At 51.6% G+C, this 17,948-nt stretch carries 21 protein-coding genes; 6 read left to right on the top strand and 15 right to left on the bottom strand.

The window, feature by feature from the left end; translation table 11 throughout:
• Positions 1-26 precede the first annotated feature (26 nt).
• The 7 genes from ABWO67_RS05975 to ABWO67_RS05945 form a co-directional block, all read right to left on the bottom strand.
• Positions 27-518 carry a MarR family winged helix-turn-helix transcriptional regulator gene (locus ABWO67_RS05975; protein WP_353148928.1) on the bottom strand — a complete coding sequence of 164 codons (492 nt, stop codon included), beginning with the start codon at positions 516-518 and terminating at the stop codon, positions 27-29.
• Between the two features lie 142 nt (positions 519-660).
• On the bottom strand, positions 661-1,491 hold the full coding sequence (locus tag ABWO67_RS05970; protein ID WP_353148925.1) for a DUF2950 family protein: 831 nt from the start codon (positions 1,489-1,491) through the stop codon (positions 661-663).
• Between the two features lie 5 nt (positions 1,492-1,496).
• Complete coding sequence (locus tag ABWO67_RS05965) at positions 1,497-2,744, bottom strand: DUF3300 domain-containing protein (RefSeq protein WP_502929974.1); 1,248 nt, start codon at positions 2,742-2,744, stop codon at positions 1,497-1,499.
• 87 nt (positions 2,745-2,831) lie between these two features.
• Positions 2,832-3,191: an RT0821/Lpp0805 family surface protein gene (locus ABWO67_RS05960; protein WP_353148922.1), complete on the bottom strand. Its 360-nt coding sequence runs from the start codon at positions 3,189-3,191 to the stop codon at positions 2,832-2,834.
• A gap of 246 nt (positions 3,192-3,437) precedes the next feature.
• The gene (locus ABWO67_RS05955) at positions 3,438-3,851 is read right to left on the bottom strand and encodes a DoxX family protein (RefSeq protein WP_353148919.1); all 414 of its coding nucleotides are present in this window, start codon (positions 3,849-3,851) and stop codon (positions 3,438-3,440) included.
• Between the two features lie 44 nt (positions 3,852-3,895).
• Positions 3,896-4,624, bottom strand: coding sequence for a pirin family protein (locus ABWO67_RS05950; protein ID WP_353148916.1), 729 nt, complete (start codon positions 4,622-4,624; stop codon positions 3,896-3,898).
• An 11-nt stretch (positions 4,625-4,635) separates the two neighbouring features.
• The gene (locus ABWO67_RS05945; protein WP_353148913.1) at positions 4,636-5,064 is read right to left on the bottom strand and encodes a DUF4148 domain-containing protein; all 429 of its coding nucleotides are present in this window, start codon (positions 5,062-5,064) and stop codon (positions 4,636-4,638) included.
• A 188-nt stretch (positions 5,065-5,252) separates the two neighbouring features.
• Between ABWO67_RS05945 and ABWO67_RS05940 the strand changes: the two genes are divergently transcribed.
• Positions 5,253-6,185: a LysR family transcriptional regulator gene (locus ABWO67_RS05940; protein WP_353148911.1), complete on the top strand. Its 933-nt coding sequence runs from the start codon at positions 5,253-5,255 to the stop codon at positions 6,183-6,185.
• 1,115 nt (positions 6,186-7,300) lie between these two features.
• Here ABWO67_RS05940 and ABWO67_RS05935 read toward each other — a convergent pair.
• Positions 7,301-8,203: a GNAT family N-acetyltransferase gene (locus tag ABWO67_RS05935; RefSeq protein ID WP_353148909.1), complete on the bottom strand. Its 903-nt coding sequence runs from the start codon at positions 8,201-8,203 to the stop codon at positions 7,301-7,303.
• Positions 8,204-8,760: 557 nt separating this feature from the next.
• Here ABWO67_RS05935 and ABWO67_RS05930 point away from each other — a divergent pair.
• Complete coding sequence (locus ABWO67_RS05930; RefSeq protein WP_353148906.1) at positions 8,761-9,216, top strand: hypothetical protein; 456 nt, start codon at positions 8,761-8,763, stop codon at positions 9,214-9,216.
• A gap of 132 nt (positions 9,217-9,348) precedes the next feature.
• On the top strand, positions 9,349-9,702 hold the full coding sequence (locus ABWO67_RS05925) for a hypothetical protein (RefSeq protein WP_353148903.1): 354 nt from the start codon (positions 9,349-9,351) through the stop codon (positions 9,700-9,702).
• 115 nt (positions 9,703-9,817) lie between these two features.
• Here the strand turns inward: ABWO67_RS05925 and ABWO67_RS05920 are convergent, their stop codons facing one another.
• The 3 genes from ABWO67_RS05920 to ABWO67_RS05910 are packed head-to-tail and all read right to left on the bottom strand — an operon-like array spanning position 9,818 to position 11,013.
• Positions 9,818-10,243: a YeeE/YedE family protein gene (locus ABWO67_RS05920; RefSeq protein WP_353148900.1), complete on the bottom strand. Its 426-nt coding sequence runs from the start codon at positions 10,241-10,243 to the stop codon at positions 9,818-9,820.
• 10 nt (positions 10,244-10,253) lie between these two features.
• Positions 10,254-10,685, bottom strand: a complete 432-nt coding sequence (locus ABWO67_RS05915; RefSeq protein ID WP_353148898.1) for a YeeE/YedE family protein — start codon at positions 10,683-10,685, stop codon at positions 10,254-10,256.
• A 1-nt stretch (position 10,686) separates the two neighbouring features.
• Positions 10,687-11,013: an ArsR/SmtB family transcription factor gene (locus ABWO67_RS05910; protein WP_353148895.1), complete on the bottom strand. Its 327-nt coding sequence runs from the start codon at positions 11,011-11,013 to the stop codon at positions 10,687-10,689.
• 114 nt (positions 11,014-11,127) lie between these two features.
• Here ABWO67_RS05910 and ABWO67_RS05905 point away from each other — a divergent pair, with 114 nt between their 5' ends.
• On the top strand, positions 11,128-11,877 hold the full coding sequence (locus ABWO67_RS05905; RefSeq protein WP_353148893.1) for an MBL fold metallo-hydrolase: 750 nt from the start codon (positions 11,128-11,130) through the stop codon (positions 11,875-11,877).
• Positions 11,878-12,005: 128 nt separating this feature from the next.
• On the opposite strand, the gene ABWO67_RS05900 is transcribed toward ABWO67_RS05905, so the two are convergent.
• On the bottom strand, positions 12,006-14,654 hold the full coding sequence (locus ABWO67_RS05900; protein WP_353148890.1) for a cation-translocating P-type ATPase: 2,649 nt from the start codon (positions 14,652-14,654) through the stop codon (positions 12,006-12,008).
• Between the two features lie 378 nt (positions 14,655-15,032).
• Here ABWO67_RS05900 and ABWO67_RS05895 point away from each other — a divergent pair, with 378 nt between their 5' ends.
• Entirely contained in the window at positions 15,033-15,341 is a 309-nt protein-coding gene (locus ABWO67_RS05895) for a potassium channel family protein (protein ID WP_353148888.1), read from the top strand.
• A gap of 143 nt (positions 15,342-15,484) precedes the next feature.
• Positions 15,485-16,324, top strand: a complete 840-nt coding sequence (locus tag ABWO67_RS05890) for a universal stress protein (protein ID WP_353148886.1) — start codon at positions 15,485-15,487, stop codon at positions 16,322-16,324.
• A 3-nt stretch (positions 16,325-16,327) separates the two neighbouring features.
• On the opposite strand, the gene ABWO67_RS05885 is transcribed toward ABWO67_RS05890, so the two are convergent.
• The 3 genes from ABWO67_RS05885 to ABWO67_RS05875 are packed head-to-tail and all read right to left on the bottom strand — an operon-like array spanning position 16,328 to position 17,734.
• Positions 16,328-16,840, bottom strand: a complete 513-nt coding sequence (locus ABWO67_RS05885; RefSeq protein WP_353148884.1) for a universal stress protein — start codon at positions 16,838-16,840, stop codon at positions 16,328-16,330.
• Between the two features lie 16 nt (positions 16,841-16,856).
• Positions 16,857-17,222 (bottom strand): TraR/DksA family transcriptional regulator, encoded by a 366-nt coding sequence (locus tag ABWO67_RS05880; RefSeq protein ID WP_353148882.1) that lies wholly within the window; start codon positions 17,220-17,222, stop codon positions 16,857-16,859.
• Between the two features lie 59 nt (positions 17,223-17,281).
• Positions 17,282-17,734 carry an Hsp20/alpha crystallin family protein gene (locus tag ABWO67_RS05875; protein ID WP_353148879.1) on the bottom strand — a complete coding sequence of 151 codons (453 nt, stop codon included), beginning with the start codon at positions 17,732-17,734 and terminating at the stop codon, positions 17,282-17,284.
• Between the last annotated feature and the right edge of the window lie 214 nt (positions 17,735-17,948).

Genomic DNA, 17,948 nt, shown 5'->3' with positions numbered 1-17,948 from the left:
TGCGGTTTCGTTCATCGGAGCTTTCCTTAGCTGGAGACGCCCAGGTTTGCCGCCACCTTGTCCAGCAGCGCCGTCAGTTGTTTGCGTTCAGGCGCTGACAAGTTGCCAAACAGCCCGGCGATCCAGCGGCTATGCTGGTCAAAAACTTTCTTTGTTACCTGCTTGCCTTTGCGGGTCAGGCAGATACGCAATGCGCGGCGATCGCTGGCATCGGCCTTGCGCTCGATCAGGGCGTCGCGCTCCAGGCCGTCCAGCAGCCCCGTCACCGTTGCGCGGGTAACGCCCGCCTGTTCGGCCAGCACATTGGGGGCTAGCCCTTCGCTGGCGGCATTAAGCAGGAACAGCAGTACAAAGCGGCCTTCGGACAGACCATACGGGGCCAGCAGCGCGGCGCAATCTCGGTCGATGGCTGAGGCCAGCGAAAGCGTCTGAAAACACAGCCGGATCCCCTGCACGTCGGGAAGCTGCCGTTGCTGCGCTTCTTGCAGCAGCGCTTGATATTTCTGTTCCAAAGCCATGAATGATGCCGCCATATAGTAAGGCGGCTAATTATATATAAAATATTGGCTCTCGTACATGGCATGTCGGCATCCCATGTCGTGCTAGGGAATCAAAAAATGCGTTCGAAAGTTTAAAGTAAGTAGCGTCAATAAGTTAAGGCTATTGAACACCCAGTGGGCGCCATTCAGATTTCAGTATTGCGTCAGGCTGTACGGTGCGCGCACTGCGTTGGCCTATGGCAGCATCCTCGTCCAGCATAAAGGTGTGTACCCCCGTGACTCCATGAACGGCTGGCCACGCAATAATCGAAAAACCTGAAGAGCTAGGCGCAGGCATTATTTTGAATCGATAGCCGAAATAGGCAGCGTTGACCGGCGTGTCGGGAGTCATGGCAAGGGCAATGGAATCTAAGGGGCTAGCTATTCCGTCATCGCTCGTCGGCCAATAAAGGCCGTCGTGCATATCGGGACGGCTGACTAGCCTCTGGGCATATTGGCCCTGACTTTGCATATAGGATAGTTGAGCACGCTGCAGCATACGCAAGGTATCGATCGCACCCAATTCGTTGCGTCCTATTTGTCGTTGGCGTATTTCAGCACCACCGGCAATGGTGTCAAAATGCCAGGCATTGCCAGACTGAACGATAGGTATTGGCAAGCGCCAATGCGTCGTGCCTACTTCCAGCCATGCACGCCCCGAGTCGTCGGTAAGAGTTCGGTGTTGTTGAGACCAAGCCCCCAAAAAGGCAAAAATATCGTCTTGATCCGCTTTTTGCGGGATATAGGTGCGGTAGTTTTTACCTAGAACGCGTGCCATGGCGTCGTCATCGCTAGTCGCTATGGCATCGATAAACGCATCCGTAGCTGCCTGAGCCGTAGGAAAACGCGCTTGCGCGGCAGTTGATAGGCTGCATGATAATAGCGTGCCTATAGCCAGCAGACGGGTTAATGTTTTTACTATAGATGTATTTTGCACACGATGGGCGACCACGGCTGTTACCTCCTGGGATGCTCGAAATGGCCGCCACCGGAAAGCCTGCCGGCGCGAGATTCAGCCATACGGCCTTGATGGGTTTGTTGACGTACTTGTTCGCCTTTACCTGCATCGCGGAAAGCGGAGGCTCGGTTCATGTCGCGCGAGCGATTCTGTGCTGCCAATCTGTCCGCGTTCTGTTGCTCGACAGCACTGCGACTGCTGCCGGAACGCGTGTTTGGTTTGGCGTCGCTTCGAGCGGACGGCGTTGCCGCCGTGTCCTGCCGTTGCCTTGGCGCCGCGTGTCCCGGGATGGTTTGGCCTGTGTGCTGCTGAAAACTTTGCGCGGCACGATTGCGTTCAGTGTCGCGTGATTGGACGTTTGAAGAGCGGTTATTCAAGCTGGCTTGGCGTTGCGGCTCATGTTGATTGCGAACCGCTGGATCGCGATAAGGCGTGTTGCCACGGTTGGCAGGGTTATGTTGCCATTGAACTTTTGTGCTGCCGTTGTGGATACGGTTATTGACGTTGATATTGTTGTATCGATTGACGTTGATGTCCACATCGTGATGTCCCCAGTCAAATCCTCCCCACAGCGAATCTATAGCCGCAACCCCCAGTCCGAAGCCGATACCGGCCACCAGTGAGGTAGCGAACACCGATCCCGGCGGAGGAGGGTAGTAGTAGGGGGGATACGCGTAATAGGGCCATGGTCCATATACAGTCGTGGAGTCATATACAGGGACATACACAACCTGTGGATTTGCCGGTTCAATTTTTACAATAGTGGCGCTGCCGCTGGTTTCAGTTACTACCGTCTGTTGCTTGCTGGACTGCAGATTGCCAGCTGCTTTGGCTTGAACCCGCAACCTTTGCACCGAATTCATCACATCATCAGGTTGGGCCAGAAAAGTATCGCCTAGGGATTGCGTCCATTGTGGTTGGCGCCCCAGTAAGTCGATTACCGATGGGAAAGCGGTTAAAGACTTTACGCTAGGATCCCATGATTCATTTTCTACCGCCTTGGTGGCTGCGTCACCTGACAAAGAGGTGTGGCCAGCTGACCATGCCGCCGCTGCTTTTACGTCATTAGGGTAAGTAGCCGCCATAAGGACCTGGGACAGCAAGGCGTCGGGATATAAGGCAATTGGCGCCAGTAATTGATCAAGCTGGGCGTTATCCAGCTTGGTTTGTGCATAAGCCGGTTGCAACGCGAGCAGTAAGAAGCAAGCCCAAATAGTGCCAAATATCATACGTAGCCGACTATGCATACCATCCCCTTATGCCTATAACCCATGGGTTAACAAAAAGCCACCCTTTGAGGTTATTTCTAGAATAAATAGCCTCTCGGCTCCGGTCTATTTACTAATCACTTTCCATTTGCCGTCGACTTTACAGAAAACAGCTTCGGTCGTGTTAGACAACGTCTGATGTCGATTCTCGACGCGGACCTTGCGGCAATTGCTTCGGCCCTGGGGATCTTTTAGCGGCGTAATATGCCCACCGCTGCCGGAACTGCGATTCTCCCATGTCACCGGCGTGCCGTCCGCGCCAGTGTCAAGGGTTTGATTCAAGGTCTTGATTAACAGATCGGTGTCAGCTTTATTGAATTTCGTGATCGGAGCATCGTGTAGAAAACGAAGACCGGACTGTGCTTGCACCGACGTAGCAACGCTACCGAGCAGAATCATTATGGTCAGGAACAGATTTTTTTTCATTTTTATACCCGCCTCATTAGAACGCTTCGTCTACATACAAGTAAATTGCATTATTTCCTTTTGTGAAGACAAGGTCAACGCTGACGTTGACCTTGTAGTCCTTAGTGGCCCGCCAACTCTATCCAGATATGCTGGTCGGCGGTCAAAACCTGACTGAGCATATCAGCGAAAAGTTACGAGCAACTGATCCAACAGGCTGCCGCCTCTATAACGTCCTTGCCATTGTTCGGCCAGGCGGCATCAGGTTTAGCGGTTTTGGCGGACGGCGTCTACGCTGAGTGGGCCAGCACCAAGTGCGGAAATCAGCAACAGGCCGCCAGCCACCGAGATGTTCTTCATGAAAAGCAACTGGGTTACGAATTGCTGGTCAGCGGGAACAGCCCAGTAGGGGTGGAACACCACGCTGGTAGCGATGGTGAACAAGCCCATGAGCAGACCGACGAGGCGTGCCTGGAAACCTACGACCAAGGCGATGCCGCCCAACAGTTCGAAAGCGCCAACTACTACGGTGAGCAGCATGGGAAATGGCAGTCCACCGCTGGCGACGTAGGCCGCTGTGCCTTGAATATCTGTCAGCTTGGCGAAGCCTGACAGGATGAACATGATCGCCAACAGAATGCGGGCCACGACGGAAACATAAGATTTGTAAGAGTCAGACATTGGGTTTCTTCCTGATTAATTAATTGATTGTGTTTAGCAAAAGTCTACTGACGGGCCAAGTCGAATACCAGCACTTCAGCAGACCGGCCTTGGCTCAAGGCCAATTCGGTCTCTCCGTCCAGCAGGGCCCCATCGCCGCCCGACAGATGCTGTCCATTCACTAGTAACTCGCCACGCGCCAAATGCACATAGGTCAGGCGAGTAGTGTCCAGTGGTTTGGTGAATGATTCCTGACCATCAAACAAACCGGCCTCAATGGAGGCGTCGGCATTCATGCTGACCGAACCATTGGCACCCGTGCGTGAAACCACCAAGGCTAGTTGGCCGCGTCGTTGCGCCTGGGCAAAGTGCTTCTGTTCATAGCTGGGCCGGATGCCAGTGAACTTGGGCTTGATCCAGATCTGCAGGAAGTGTGTGGCACGGTCTTGAAGATTGTTGAACTCACTGTGCTGCACGCCCGTGCCGGCACTCATACGCTGGACATCACCAGGACGCACGATGCCTGTGGCTTCAGAGTTCGGGGTACCCGTTCCCATGCTGTCCTTGTGGGCCAGCTCGCCTTCGAGCACATAGCTAATGATTTCCATGTCCCGGTGACCGTGGGTACCGAAACCCTGCCCACCTGCAACGGTATCGTCATTGATAACGAGCAGGTTGCCGTGGCCTTGGTGCTTGATGTCGAAGTAGTCCCCGAACGAGAAGCTGTGGGCGCTATGTAGCCAGCCACCATGAGTGGACCGGCCGCGTTCTTCTGATTTACGTAGCGTGATCATTATTAGGTGCCTTACGCTTCAATGTGAGCGCCAACCTGGCCTGAGCGTATCGCTTCAGCCAACTCCGCCTGGACTTGCTCGCGGCTCGTGCTGGCTACGCTCTGTTGAGCGTAGTAGTCATGAGGAAATACTTCGTTCAGCTTTGCACCACTTTCGCCAACCATAATATTGCCGGTACGGATTGCTTCTGCCCGTTCTGCCTGCACCTGGGCGCGGGTCACAGTGGAACTGACGCGCTGAGCAGGGTAGTTGTGTGGGAATTCTTCGTTCAGCTTAGTGCTACTTTCGCCGGCGATGACATTGCCGGTGCGAATGGCTTCGGCTAATTCTACGCTGACTTGTGCACGGGTGATCGGTGAGCCAGTATCGGCAGCCATGGCTTGCCCAGCAAACAGAGTGGCAAAAGCGAGAGCGATAGCGGAGGCGTGAGTGCGAGTCATGATGTATATCCTTTAATTCGAAGGGTTGATTTTGACTAGCCACGGCTAATTTTCCGAGGCTTCGGCGAGTTGTTTGTCTGGTTACCTCGTCGATGTAGTAACTTTAAATCTTCCATTGAAATGAATAAATAGATAGAATAAACACATACTATTTCTAAAAATGAAATAATTAGGCTTAGGAGATACCCATGGATCGATTGCTATCAATGCAAGTCTTTGAGCGGGTTGCGGACGAAAGCGGCTTTGCGGCGGCAGCCCGGGCCATGGATATGTCTCCTCCCGTGGTGACCCGTTTGATTGCTGAGTTGGAGGCGTATCTCGGCACGCGGCTGTTTCAGCGAACCACGCGGCGGGTGTCGCTGACAGAAGCCGGCGAGAGCTATCTGGCTCGCGTCCGCCAGATTTTGCAGGATATTGACGAAGCGGATGCACTTGCTAGCGAACATACCAACATACTCGCTGGCCGACTGCGTGTACATACGCAGCCGGTTCTTGCAACGTACGTGATCGCGCCTTTACTGTCGGAGTTTCGTCAGCGCCATCCCGGCATTGTGGTGGACATCGAAGTCGAGGCTTACCGAGATCCACCTATTGAAGACTTTGACATTACGTTGTTGGGTACTGATGCAAGCTTCAACGCTGATATCGTCGCACGTAAGATCGTCGAATCCGAAGTCATCCTGGTAGCGTCACCAGCTTACGTGAAGCGTAGCGGTTTGCCCAAGACGCCTGAAGACTTGGCGCAACATGAATGTTTGCGCCTTAGAAGAGCCGATTCACCATTGCGGGCGTGGCGCATGTGGTGTGGCCACAGCCCGGATCATGTGGTGGAGATTAACGTCGACCCGGTCCTCATTGCTAACCATACGGACACCTTGCTTCGCGCGGCATTGGATGGTGCTGGGATTACATCAATATCGCTGGATATCGTGGCGCCTTTTCTTACCCGTGGCGATGTGGTGCGAGTACTAAATCCTTGGATTACGGGGCGGTTGGCGATGTATGCGGCAATGCCAAGTCGAAAGTTCATCCCGCAGCGATCTCGCGTGTTCCTGGACTACCTGGTTGAACATACTCGGGAGCAAAATAACGCGGCCTTGAAGGCATGCGCCGTATGTTAGCGGCGATTTCTTGATGGACTCATGCCCGAGGTTATCGCGCACGTCGCGCAAGTCGCATTGCTTTTGAATCGGCAGTAACAGCGGCGTGGTTTCATCGGGGCTAGGGAAGGGCGCCAAGCTCTTTTCGCGTCGGAAGCGGGCGAACTCTACCATGAGCTCGTGCGTGGCCGGAATGATCCGGGTTTTCTGGCCTTTACCGGTCACCTCAAACTACCAGCGCTCTTCGCCATCTTTGTCACGCTGGCAAAAGAAGCTACTCATGGGGTTTTGTGCCACTTCCGAAATACGCAGCAATCCACATAGGTATTAGTAAGAAAAGACCTAGCGCAGCCGAAAGAAGTTCTCGCGGTCCGATGATAGTTGGACGCGGCAATAGCGGCCGAAGGTAAGTTCTGGTACAAGCCGTGCACGAACAAGCACGACATCGTTGTGGTCGTGCGCCCATAAGCTATGCATTCTCACGAGTTGGTGCGTCAATAAACCCAAAGCTTTAGGGGTGGGGGTGTCCATCAGTTGCATGGACGGTCCAATTTCAATTAATGCAAACGTGTCCAACTGACTTTACATAATATACATTATGCGTTCATTATAGATATCGTTGCTCACTTTGCTTTCTACCTGAATGCGACGGTTTTCTATTCTTTTCACGGCAGCTCAGGGTTCGCTAGACTATCGCGCGGAAGCCTTGCTAGTCGTTGCTTTCTTTAGAAGCCGGTGTGTTTTTCCCCATTGACGACGTCAGCCTTCCGTCTGGCTACAAAACTGCATCGTTTGAGCATTGGCTTCACCTAAGCCGCCACCACGCCATATCATCATTCTGAACTCGATGTTTTCTTGACTGATGACGGCCGGCTACCTGGCGGACAACCCCTTATCGCTTTCGCGCCAGCAAGAACGTGAGCACTATGTTCGGCTGCGCTGGCTGTTTTCCTTGCTGTATTTATGTAGCTTGCGCCTATCAGAGGTAACGCAAAACAGCGCGGATGGGTTTTTCCGACGTGAAAAGGGCTTAGCGCCCTTCCCTAGTCCAGACTTAGGCCCATTCTCTTACGAATGACCTTAGGCACTGTGACTTGACCCTTGGCTGCAAGCGTTATAGGGTTCGCCATTCATGATCACATAAATCCTGGATTGCGCGGCAGGTATTGCGTCCAAGTACTATATCCAGACGATGCCATCAGCAGCATCGGGAAAGTGATGCGCATGCCGTGACCTACCGCCAAGTTCAGTGCGCTTTCGCATGTGCCCGGCAAAAACGCCGATATTTTCCCGGAAGCCCCATCGGCTGCCATCTTCATTGCCGTCATGAAGGCATCCCCAAGGACGTCAGCCTGCCAAACTGCGACGGGTCCTATATGACCGCTGGCGCTGATGTAGCTGTAGCCGACATATTCACTGCCGGCGCAGAGCAAAAATCCTGTGGTCGCCGGGTCACTGAGCAAGTAGCGGTGATGCTTCTCTCGCGGGAAGCCGATTGCGCGCAAATCGATCTCGACGAGTCGTTCCATGGTCGCGGCACTATCGTCGATGGGGATGCCGCGTAGCGCAGGCTCCGGCAATTCTTCCATTACTCGCTCCCGCGCTGCGTCGAAAAAATATATCGGCACCTTGGGAAAGAGCCCATGCCGCAGGTAGAGACCCTGCGAAACACGGTTGAAGGAGAAAGTGATCAGTGCCTTGTGAACGGCTCCCGATTTCCGGGCATGCTCCAAAGTCAGTTTCAATAATTCATTCCCGATGCCGCGCCCCTGTTGGGCTGGATCGACGAATAACTGGGCGAGAAACCACACATCGCCACATACCCAACTCCAGGCAAAACCAAGAAGGTCGCCACCATCCTCCGCGATCCATAGGCCGTCAGGATCGTCTTTAAGCGAGAACAGCTGAAAGTTGGGAGCGCTTAGGGCCGCCATCGGGCCGAAACCATGGCGCACGGTGAGATCGTTGATGCTGGCAACGGCTAGGATGTCGGCTGCCGCCAAATCCTGCGCTCGGGCAGGCCTGTAGACGAGTGACATGGGCAACTCCATCAGAGCAAATTTTCTTTAGATAAGTCGATTGCCCATTGGTCCGCTCTGGGTAGCTTCCTGCCTGACCGAGCTGTCACTCATCCTCAGACTAACCCCGAGTCAATACACATAAGGAATCTCAGCATTTGGTAAGCCGCTTATTCTAATTTACGCCTCTAGGGATCGCCGGACTGTAGCTACCTGCCCGGATATTCTCACTATGGATGCGCAGCCGAATTATCTTAGCCTAGCTCTTTGCGTGATCTTTATCGATATACGTGCTGAATACGGGCGCTTTCATCGCAATTTTCTCCTTTAGAAAACCCTACGGAATAATCATTTCACATTTAGGCCATTTATGCCTGGGCTAAATTCCGGTCACCAGAGACAGCCAATCAATCTAGCTCATGAGTACATCGCTCTTTGACTATCGTCAATATGTACACCTCCCAAGCAGATAACCTTACATTGCATTGCCTGGGTTGTAGCTCCTTACAGCGCACAGTTTGAGCGACACATCGCTCATAGACGCTCTGGTCGCCAGGCAATCCCCTCTGGAGTCAATCATGAATTGCATCAAGTCACTAACCATCATCGCCTCCATCGTCGTGTCAATAATCCCGGACATAGCAAAGGCTGCGGAACGAGATCTCAGCTGTCAACTGAGCTTTACAACAACTGAGTGGTCGATCATTTATGCCAGCGCTGCCGGACGTGGCACCGTAACATGCAAAAACGGTGAGTCAATGCCAGTGTCAATCTCTGCCAAGGGAATCGGCCTAACCGCTGGAAAATGGGAAGTTCAGCATGGCCGGGGCATCTTCACCGATGTGGCCACTATAGACAATGTCCTTGGTAGCTACTATGGCGTCAGCGCCAACGCTGGCATGGCAAAGGCCGGGTCAGCCCAGGCGTTAACAAAAGGGAAAGTTTCGCTGATGCTTACAGGTAAAGGCGAAGGTTTTGACCTCGGGGTCGCAATAAGCAGCTTCACGATCATTAAGCGCGCTGAGATTAAGTGACTTAATGAGGGTCAAGCTGGGCGAGCCAGAGGTCAAACAAAGCTACCTTGATGAAGTCGTCTGGCCGCTCACTAATTAATCATTTACGTGGTATTTAGCTTGCCACGCTAGCTGTCGGATTAGGAGATGCTCATGAACACTGTAAAACTATTTTCTGCAACGCTTGCCGCTGTCTTATTCCAGCTTAGTGGCGTAACGATGGCTGCGCCCCCTAGCAGCGAAGCGCCCACGCCAATGCCAGGCGCAGCACCTTTTATGCGTACTGAAGCACCCACGGATTCGTCCGCTCCAATGCAACACATAAGTCGCGGTGGGATGATGGACGGCGGCATGATGGGGATGATGAGGGGCTGTCCAATGATGGGACTTTTAGGTGAGCCCAATGGAAAGGTCATGATGCAAATGCATGGCGAAATGATGCGTGCCATGGGGGATATTTTGATGAAGTATGCCGATAAATTTGAGACGCCGCCAGCCCCTCAATAATCGCAACGGACAAGCAGTGCGTCTCTGACCAGCTAGATAGTCAACGCGTTGCCGTGGGGAATACTGCCCTGATGGATCAACAACGCGTTGAACACCCCAGGAAAATCGACGAAACTTAGGATGATTGAGGTCTTATTCGTTCCAGAACCTCAAACACCAACATACCAGCAATCATAGATCCGAAAAACATGAGGGGCTTTGAACCACCCAGTAGAAGCGACGCTAGGACTGGCCCGGGACAATACCCTGCCAATCCCCAACCGACGCCGAAAGTCAAACCGCCGAGTACAAGCCGCCGATCGACTTTCGTCGCCTTCGGCAAACGCATTGTTTCGCCCAGTAGTGAATGCGGCCACTTGGCCGCGAGCGGGAAAGCCAGCGAACCGACTACTAGTGCACCGCCCATCACAAATGCAAGCGACGGGTCCCAGTTTCCAGTTAGGTCTAGAAACGCTAATACTTTTGATGGATTTGTCATACCGGACAAAATGAGTCCAAGGCCGAACACCAGGCCCGCCATCAACGCCATCAGCAATTTCATCTCGCCCTCCTCAAGCAAACATGTGACGCGCGATATAGACGGTCACAAACCCCGCAAACATGAACGCCAGCGTCGCTACCAACGAGCGCGGAGAGCGTCGCGAAAGGCCGCAAACACCATGCCCGCTAGTACAACCGGACCCATAGCGGGTGCCGATACCCACCAACAGTCCGGCGATGACGAGTGTCGGCATATCTGCACTGATGTGAATGCCTGGAAGGGGTAACACCCAGCCGTAGACCAACGGCGCACTCACCATGCCGGCAATGAAAGCAAGGCGCCATCCGATGTCCCCGCTGGCCGGCCTGAGCAGGCCGCCGACAATGCCACTGATGCCGGCAATTCTGCCGTTAAAGAATAAGAACAATGCAGCAGCCGAACCAATCATCAAACCGCCGACAAGTGATGGAAATAGCGTGAAATTAGCCCAGTCAATCGTCATTTCATTTCTCCTCGTTCTTAGGACAGTACAATTGATATATAACGTGAAGCATAGCTAGCGCCTCCTGGCTGGCGATTCGGTAAAAAATCTGCTTGCCTTCGCGACGCGCATACACTGTCTGCTCTTCGCGCAATACGGTAAGTTGCTGCGAAAGCGTCGGTTGACGAATGCCGGTAGCGGTCTCCAGCTCACCAACTGAATATTCGCCTTGTGTCATCTGGCACAGGAGGAGCAGGCGCTGCGGATTGGCGAGAATCTTCAGCAGGTCGCACGCCTGTCCGGCTGCCACCTGGAGTTTTACTAAATCAATTTGTTTTGGCGTATTCATGAGGAATCGGTTGAGGGAATACTTTTCGCAAACATTATATATCATAATAATATATAAAATAATATAATTAATGTGTCAGGCTTAGCTTTTTCATTGATCTAGTGTGGAGCCAACATGATTTTCCGACAACTCTACGAACCACTCTCCAGCACCTATACCTACCTGCTGGGTGACGAGCAAACCGGTCAGGCCCTTCTCATTGATCCAGTTATCACTGGAATGGAGCGCGATTTGGCTGAAATTCACCGCCTTGGACTGAAGCTCGCCTATACCATCGAGACACACATCCATGCTGACCACATCACCGCTGCGCTCGAGCTTAAACGCATGGTAGGGAGCAGGATTGCGGCACCGGCTCATGACCACCTACCGTGCGCCGACGTCGGTGTAGAGGAAGGTAAGCCGCTTAGCATCGGCGGCATCACGCTGCAGCCTCTCCATACACCAGGTCATACGGATGGGCATTTCGCCTACCTACTTAATGAACGCATTTTTACCGGGGATGCGCTGATGATTGATGGTTGTGGCCGTACCGATTTCCAGAACGGGGATGCCGATGCGTTGTATAAAAGCGTCCGAGAAAAGCTGTTTGTATTGCCGGACGAGACGTTGGTATATCCTGGCCATGACTACAACAAACGTTTTGTATCCACCATTGCTCAGGAAAAAGCGCGCAACCCGCGCTTAGGCGGCGACAAGACACTCGAAGAGTTCAAGCACATCATGGCGAACCTAAATTTGCCCTACCCTAAGTTCATCGACTATGCCGTGCCGGGTAATCGACAATGCGGTGTTTGTCCACCAGATCTGCCAGAGAACCTGGAGAATTATTGCCGCCAGATTACCCAAAGTCCACAAGGATGAAAAAAATCAGCTATGCAGGGAGCCCGGATTGCACCTGACGCAGGCCACCGCGTCCCGGTCGCGACGTGGCCGACGGGGGCCGTCGCAATGAGGTCCGAGCGCTACTGAAAAAAAACCGCTAAATGTCTTTACGTTGAAGAGCGAGCGCCCGAATATCGTCGCCAGACCCTTCTTAGCGCTTCCAGCCAGATGAAGATCAAAGTTACCATTACAGCCGCGAACCCCCAATCAGCGGGCGTCGGCAGATGAAGGTGGAGAATTCTGTTTGCCGCAGGAATCGTTGTGATGACAATCAGCATTCCAGCAACCAGTACCGCAAGCCAAAGAAACAATGCATCTTTCTTGTGTGCGCCTTTGGATGAAGAGAGGGAGGGATCCTTGTTTGCCATTACCAGTAAAACTATGCCAACGACAAGAGATATAAAGACAATCACGCGCTCCTGGTCCTCGCTCATTTCTTGCGTACTGCTTAATACCCAGTATCCCAATAACAAAATGACGCTGATCCCGACGCCTTGAGTGAGGGCGTAGCCAACATTGGAAAATGAAAAGGGGGAATGGTTTAGTTTACGTGGCGGGCGCCTCATAATATTTGGAGTTTCAGGCTGTGCCTCAAAAACGATAGAACACGTTGGGTCAATAATGAGTTCAAGCAAGACAATATGAAGTGGCAATAGCAGAATCGGCCAGTGAAATAAGGTAGGGAAAAGCGCTAGGGCCACCACCGGCACGTGAACCGCAAAAATAAAACGTATCGCACAGGTAATATTGTCATAGATGCGACGCCCCTGCCTAATCGACAGGACAATGCTGGCGAAGCTGTCGTCCAGCAGGACCAAGTCAGCGGCTTCCCGCGCGACGTCAGTGCCTCGTTCGCCCATTGCGATGCCAATATTCGCCGCCTGAAGGGCTGGCGCGTCGTTCACTCCATCCCCCGTCATGGCCACTACCTCGCCAATGCCTTGTAGTAGTTTTACGAGGCGCAATTTTTGTTCGGGCTTGAGACGAGCGCAAAGGTCTACATGCTTTAATTTCTCTGTTAGCTCTTCATCATTCAATTTTTCGGCCGCGGCCCCTGTCATGAGCGCCAGCCGGTCGCTTAAACCCACCTGCTGCCCTATTGCCTTCGCGGTAGCAGGATGGTCACCAGTCATCATGATGACGCGAATGCCTGCTGAGTGGCATTCTGAAATCGCTTCCATCACCTCAGGCCGAGGAGGATCAACGAAGCCAACTAAGCCTAAGAAAAAGAAATCGAAATCTTGCTGATTCGATGGAAGGGTTATAGCATTCCAGGCCCCCCTCGCAACGCCTAACACCCTCAAGCCTGTACTAGCCATGGCTACGGCGCTTTGTTGGATCGTTTCGCGTGTTTCCTGAGGTAAACGACACAAATCCAGAACCGCCTCTGGTGCGCCCTTAGTAGCGATTATGTGATCCGATGAATTTTCAGAGGAATACACATTTGTCATGGCAAGAATGCCGGCAGATAAATCGTATTTACGTTCAAGACGTAGGCCCCGACCTTCGAGCTCCGCGTTGTTTAGTCTGCGGCGTGCAAAATGTTGAATGGCTTTTTCCATTGGGTCAAATGGATCAGCAGGACTCGCCAATACGGCAAAATGGCAAAGTTCGTGAAACTGCTCTGGTAAAGCGCTGGCATTGTCATCAACAAAACGCGCGCTAATTACCGACAATTCAGCGATTTTCATCTTATTCTGGGTAATAGTGCCCGTTTTATCTACCGCCAAGATAGTGATCGCCCCCAGAGCCTCCAGCCCTGTCATTTGCCTGGTGAGTACCTTTTTTTTTGACATTCTCCACGCACCTAAGGCGAGAAAAACGGTTAGGACTACTGGAATTTCCTCTGGGAGGACTGCCATAACTAAAGCGATGCCTGCTAATAAGCTCTCTAATAAAGGCTTTTGGTTCCATAACCATGAAACCAGAATAAGCATGCCGGCAATGAGTAATCCTAGCGTAGTCAGTTGCCAGACTATTTTGCGAGAGGCTATCGTCAGGCCTGACGAAAGGGAATCTGTTTGGTTAAGAGACTGCCCTATTTTTCCGACTGCCGTTTGCGCCCCTATTGCGGTCACTCGGGCTATACCTTCCCCTTTGGTTACGACGGTGCTCGCAAAAAGCAACGGCGATCCTTCCGCCTCTGACGCGCCTGTCAGCGAGTCTTGATGAAAACGATCAGATAGGCGAGATGCTAGTTTCAGAACAGGTACCGCCTCCCCTGATAACAACGACTCATCGACCGCGACATTGCCATCTAATAACAGGCCGTCGGCAGCAATACGGTCTCCCTCATGCAGCACTAGCAGGTCTCCCCGCACTACTTCTTGTCCCGATATCCGCCGCTCTTGTCCGTCACGAATCACTAACGCCCGTGGCGCGGACAAATCTCGCAATGACTCCAATGCCCGCTGTGTCTTACGCTCTTGAACTAGCGTTATTAGGATAATGACAAAAACCGATGCCATCAAAAATGCAGCTTCAGTTTTGTCTCCTAATATCAGATAGATACCTCCTGCGCATAAGAGCATAAGAAACATAGGTTCACCTGCGACGCTATACAAAATCGCCAGTAACGATTTCGGAGCACTACTAGGCAGACGATTGAAGCCTTCCTTAAGGAGACGGGCGGAAGCCTCCTTAGCACTAAGCCCCGCTAGAGGCGTTCGGGAATCCGACTCGCGACGGCTAGAGATATCTGTACCGCCACTCGCTGTTGAGCTTGGTGCACCTGGCACGTTTTTATGGCTTTCCATTCCAGTAGATGTTCCCGTAGCTATCACCACTCCACGAATAAATTCGTAGCGGGAAATACCCCCTTTAATAATGTGCCGTCATACCAACTCACACATTGATCAATATCAATGTCGGCATCTCAAAGAGGATCTCTTTTTTTACAGTGCTCAGCCTCTCGGTCATACAATAGGTAGCACACTGACATTGTGTGGCGAGCTAATTCTCAAGCCATATTCGAGCGCCTTCTATCGCTTCGTCAGCATTCACCACCTGGAAAACTAATTATGGCTCACGTCGTAATAACAAACATAGTGGTAGTGCTAGCCGCCGTGTTGACGCATTGCGAATCCTTGCGGTTCCTCAGTTGGGTGACTTCTCACATACAGGTTCGGCCCCACTTGAAGTTAATTTTTTGCGTGTGCGGCGTGCTTCTCGCCCATACCGTAGAGGTTTGGCTGTTCGCATTTGTCTATTTTGCTATGCAGAAAAATGGATTAGGCAGCCTGTTGGGTAGCCTGGATGGCAGCCTAATGGATTGTGTCTACTTTTCGTTTACTACGTTTACTACTTTAGGATTTGGTGACATTAATCCGCTAGGCCTATTACGCTATCTAACAGGTTTAGAAGCGTTGACCGGATTGGTGCTGATAACCTGGTCAGCTTCCTTTCTATTCGTTGAAATGGAAAAATATTGGAAACGCTATTGAACTTATTTCACCTTCGACCTAATTTGGTCTAATGCACTTACCTTACAAAAATCACCTCGGTTGTTGCTCATCATCAACTCTGATCTTGATGTGAAAAGATAGGATGCAGACTCAGGCTGGATTTGTTCAACTGGGAGAACGACATGTTAGGACGTATCGCCATCGATTTAAACCAAGACAGCAACTACGATCGACGATTAAAGGTGGGAATTAAGCTAGCGCTTGAGCATGGCGCTCAACTAGTTGGTGTTTACACGAGTTTGTTAACTAAGCAATATTTATATGGTGGCGATACTGCACTACCTTCGCAAGCTCGTGCGATTCTAGAGACAGCCATTGATCAGCAAATGACTACAGCAAAAGAGTCATTTCTCCAGCAAACTGGCGACGCAGGCGTCGCTGCTAGCTGGCGAGCTCCGAAAGGCGAAGCACTTGAAGCGCTAGCACTGCATAGCCGTTTTTGCGACATATTGATTATGAGCCATATCGTCGAAAACACATCAATGAAAAACCTTTTCCCTTATAGAGGAGACTCAATAATTACCTCTGCTGGGAGGCCTGTGCTCATCGTTCCACATGCTGACGCCTTACCTACCTTGGGGAAAAGCGTACTTATTTGCTGGGACTCTAGCCAACGGGCTGCTCGTGCACTAAGCGATGCAGCCCCCTTCCTGGAAAGAGCGTCCAAGGTAATTGCTATATCTGTAAATATGAACAAAGAAATGCTGGAAACTCAAGACATCGTACCCGACGATCTTTCAACATATTGTGCATCGCATCATTACCCTGAGTTAATAGAAGTACACATGACCAGGCCAAGAAATGAGATCGCTGAGGCCATATTAGCTGCAGCGAATGACTATGATTGTGACCTGATTGTGATGGGTGCCTATAGCCATAGTCCATTGCGAGAATGGACATTTGGGGGGACCTCTACCACGCTATTGCAATCGATGCGCGTCCCCGTCTTGTTCTCTCACTGATTGCTATGGAGGTGCCGTATGTCGGTACGGCTCTCCCTCTTCTCTTTGCTCTGTTCTTTCTTCTTTATGATGTTTCCCCGGAATCAAGAGTACCGGACGACACGTTATGCGTACAAAATCCTGTGCAACACTTCCTAATAGCAGACGTTTAAATCCGCCTCTGCCATGAGTCCCAAGAATCACAAGGTCTGCTGCGTATTCATCGGCAACTTTTTGTAATTGCTCAGCGATAGAATCAAGCGTTGGTCGATTATCGACCAGAAGCGATTTGGAATCGATTTGGCGGCTTTTCATAAGGCATTCAGCCTTTTCAAGGACATGCCTCCCCTCACTAACCAGAGCCTCCGTAATAGGCAGAGGATCGTACCCTAAGTCCGAGATATAGGTGTGCGGGTATTCGACAACATACACCGACATTAACTCTGCCCCATGAATTTTCGCCAATAGCATGGCCTCGTCCAGAGCATGCATCGCGATTGGACTGCCATCCACTGCCACCATGATCTTCGCATACATATGACACCTTTTAGGCCTAGTGTGATAGTGCACTTTCCTCGCACACTTTGCATCGAACGGCAGTAGGCAGAGCGAGCAGGCGTTCACGCGCGATGGGTTTACCGCAATCCATGCATACTCCGTAATGGCCCTCACTTATCCTATGCTCGGCCTCCTCTATCGTGCGCAGATGATTTTCATCAATTTCTATCTCAGAGCGGCGTAGCTCCTCAAATCTGCTGATTTCTGATGTATCGGAACCGCCTCTTCCCTCGCCTTCTCGAGCCTCATGCGCGGCTGTTATATCAGCTTCGGCAGTATGAATCTCGTCGAGCAGGCGAGTTCGCATTTCAACAAGCTGCATGTGTAATTTTCGAACATCATCGCTGGAGAGGTGCTTCATCGTATAGCATCCGCTTTCAAGGAAAGACCAAAGGGTTGGAGCGCTTTAAACCAGGCCAGTCAGGTGATTGCAAGCATTTTCGCGCCGCTATTGCCCGCCTTCTTGGGCAAGGACAGCTCCAGTATGCCATCCTGGTATTTGGCGACAGCTTTTGAATCATCTATCTCGTGCGCAAGGGTAAAGCTGCGTGACTGATGGCCAAAATAACGTTCGCGACGTACTAGTGCTTCGCCTTTTTTCTCTTCAGTCTCGTGCTTGGACTCGGCGGTAATTGTGATCTGATTACGATCGACAGCCACCTTTACATCTTCTTTTTTTACGCCGGGTATTTCGGCTTTTACGATATAGCCCTGATCTGTTTCGGAGACGTCCATCTTGATGCGTGGTTCAGCCTCAAGGTTACTAAAGCCTGGTCTGAGACGGAAATCCTTGAGGAAATCCTCGAATCCCCGTAATGACGAAAAGTGGGCAATTTCATTAAATGGGTCGAGCTGCATTAAATTGTTGGCCATGATTAACCTCACTAAAGGAAAAGAATGTTTCGGTTTTCGCCAGTTTCTACCGCTGTGCCGAGCTGAAGCAAAAAGTGTTTGGTACGTGCTTTGCGCACTGCACGTAAGATTATGGTAGTCCTGTAGAAAGGGTAACAATTGACCGTCATCAATTTCACTGCGGTTTTCGTTCCTCCAATTTGTTCACGATCAACTTCCACCTGCTCGTCTCACC

This window comes from Pollutimonas bauzanensis (assembly GCF_040393045.1).
In the GTDB taxonomy this organism is placed as follows: Bacteria; Pseudomonadota; Gammaproteobacteria; order Burkholderiales; family Burkholderiaceae_B; genus Pollutimonas; species Pollutimonas bauzanensis_A.
Note: the sequence above shows the minus strand (reverse complement) of the source record. Positions and strands in the feature narration are given on the sequence as shown.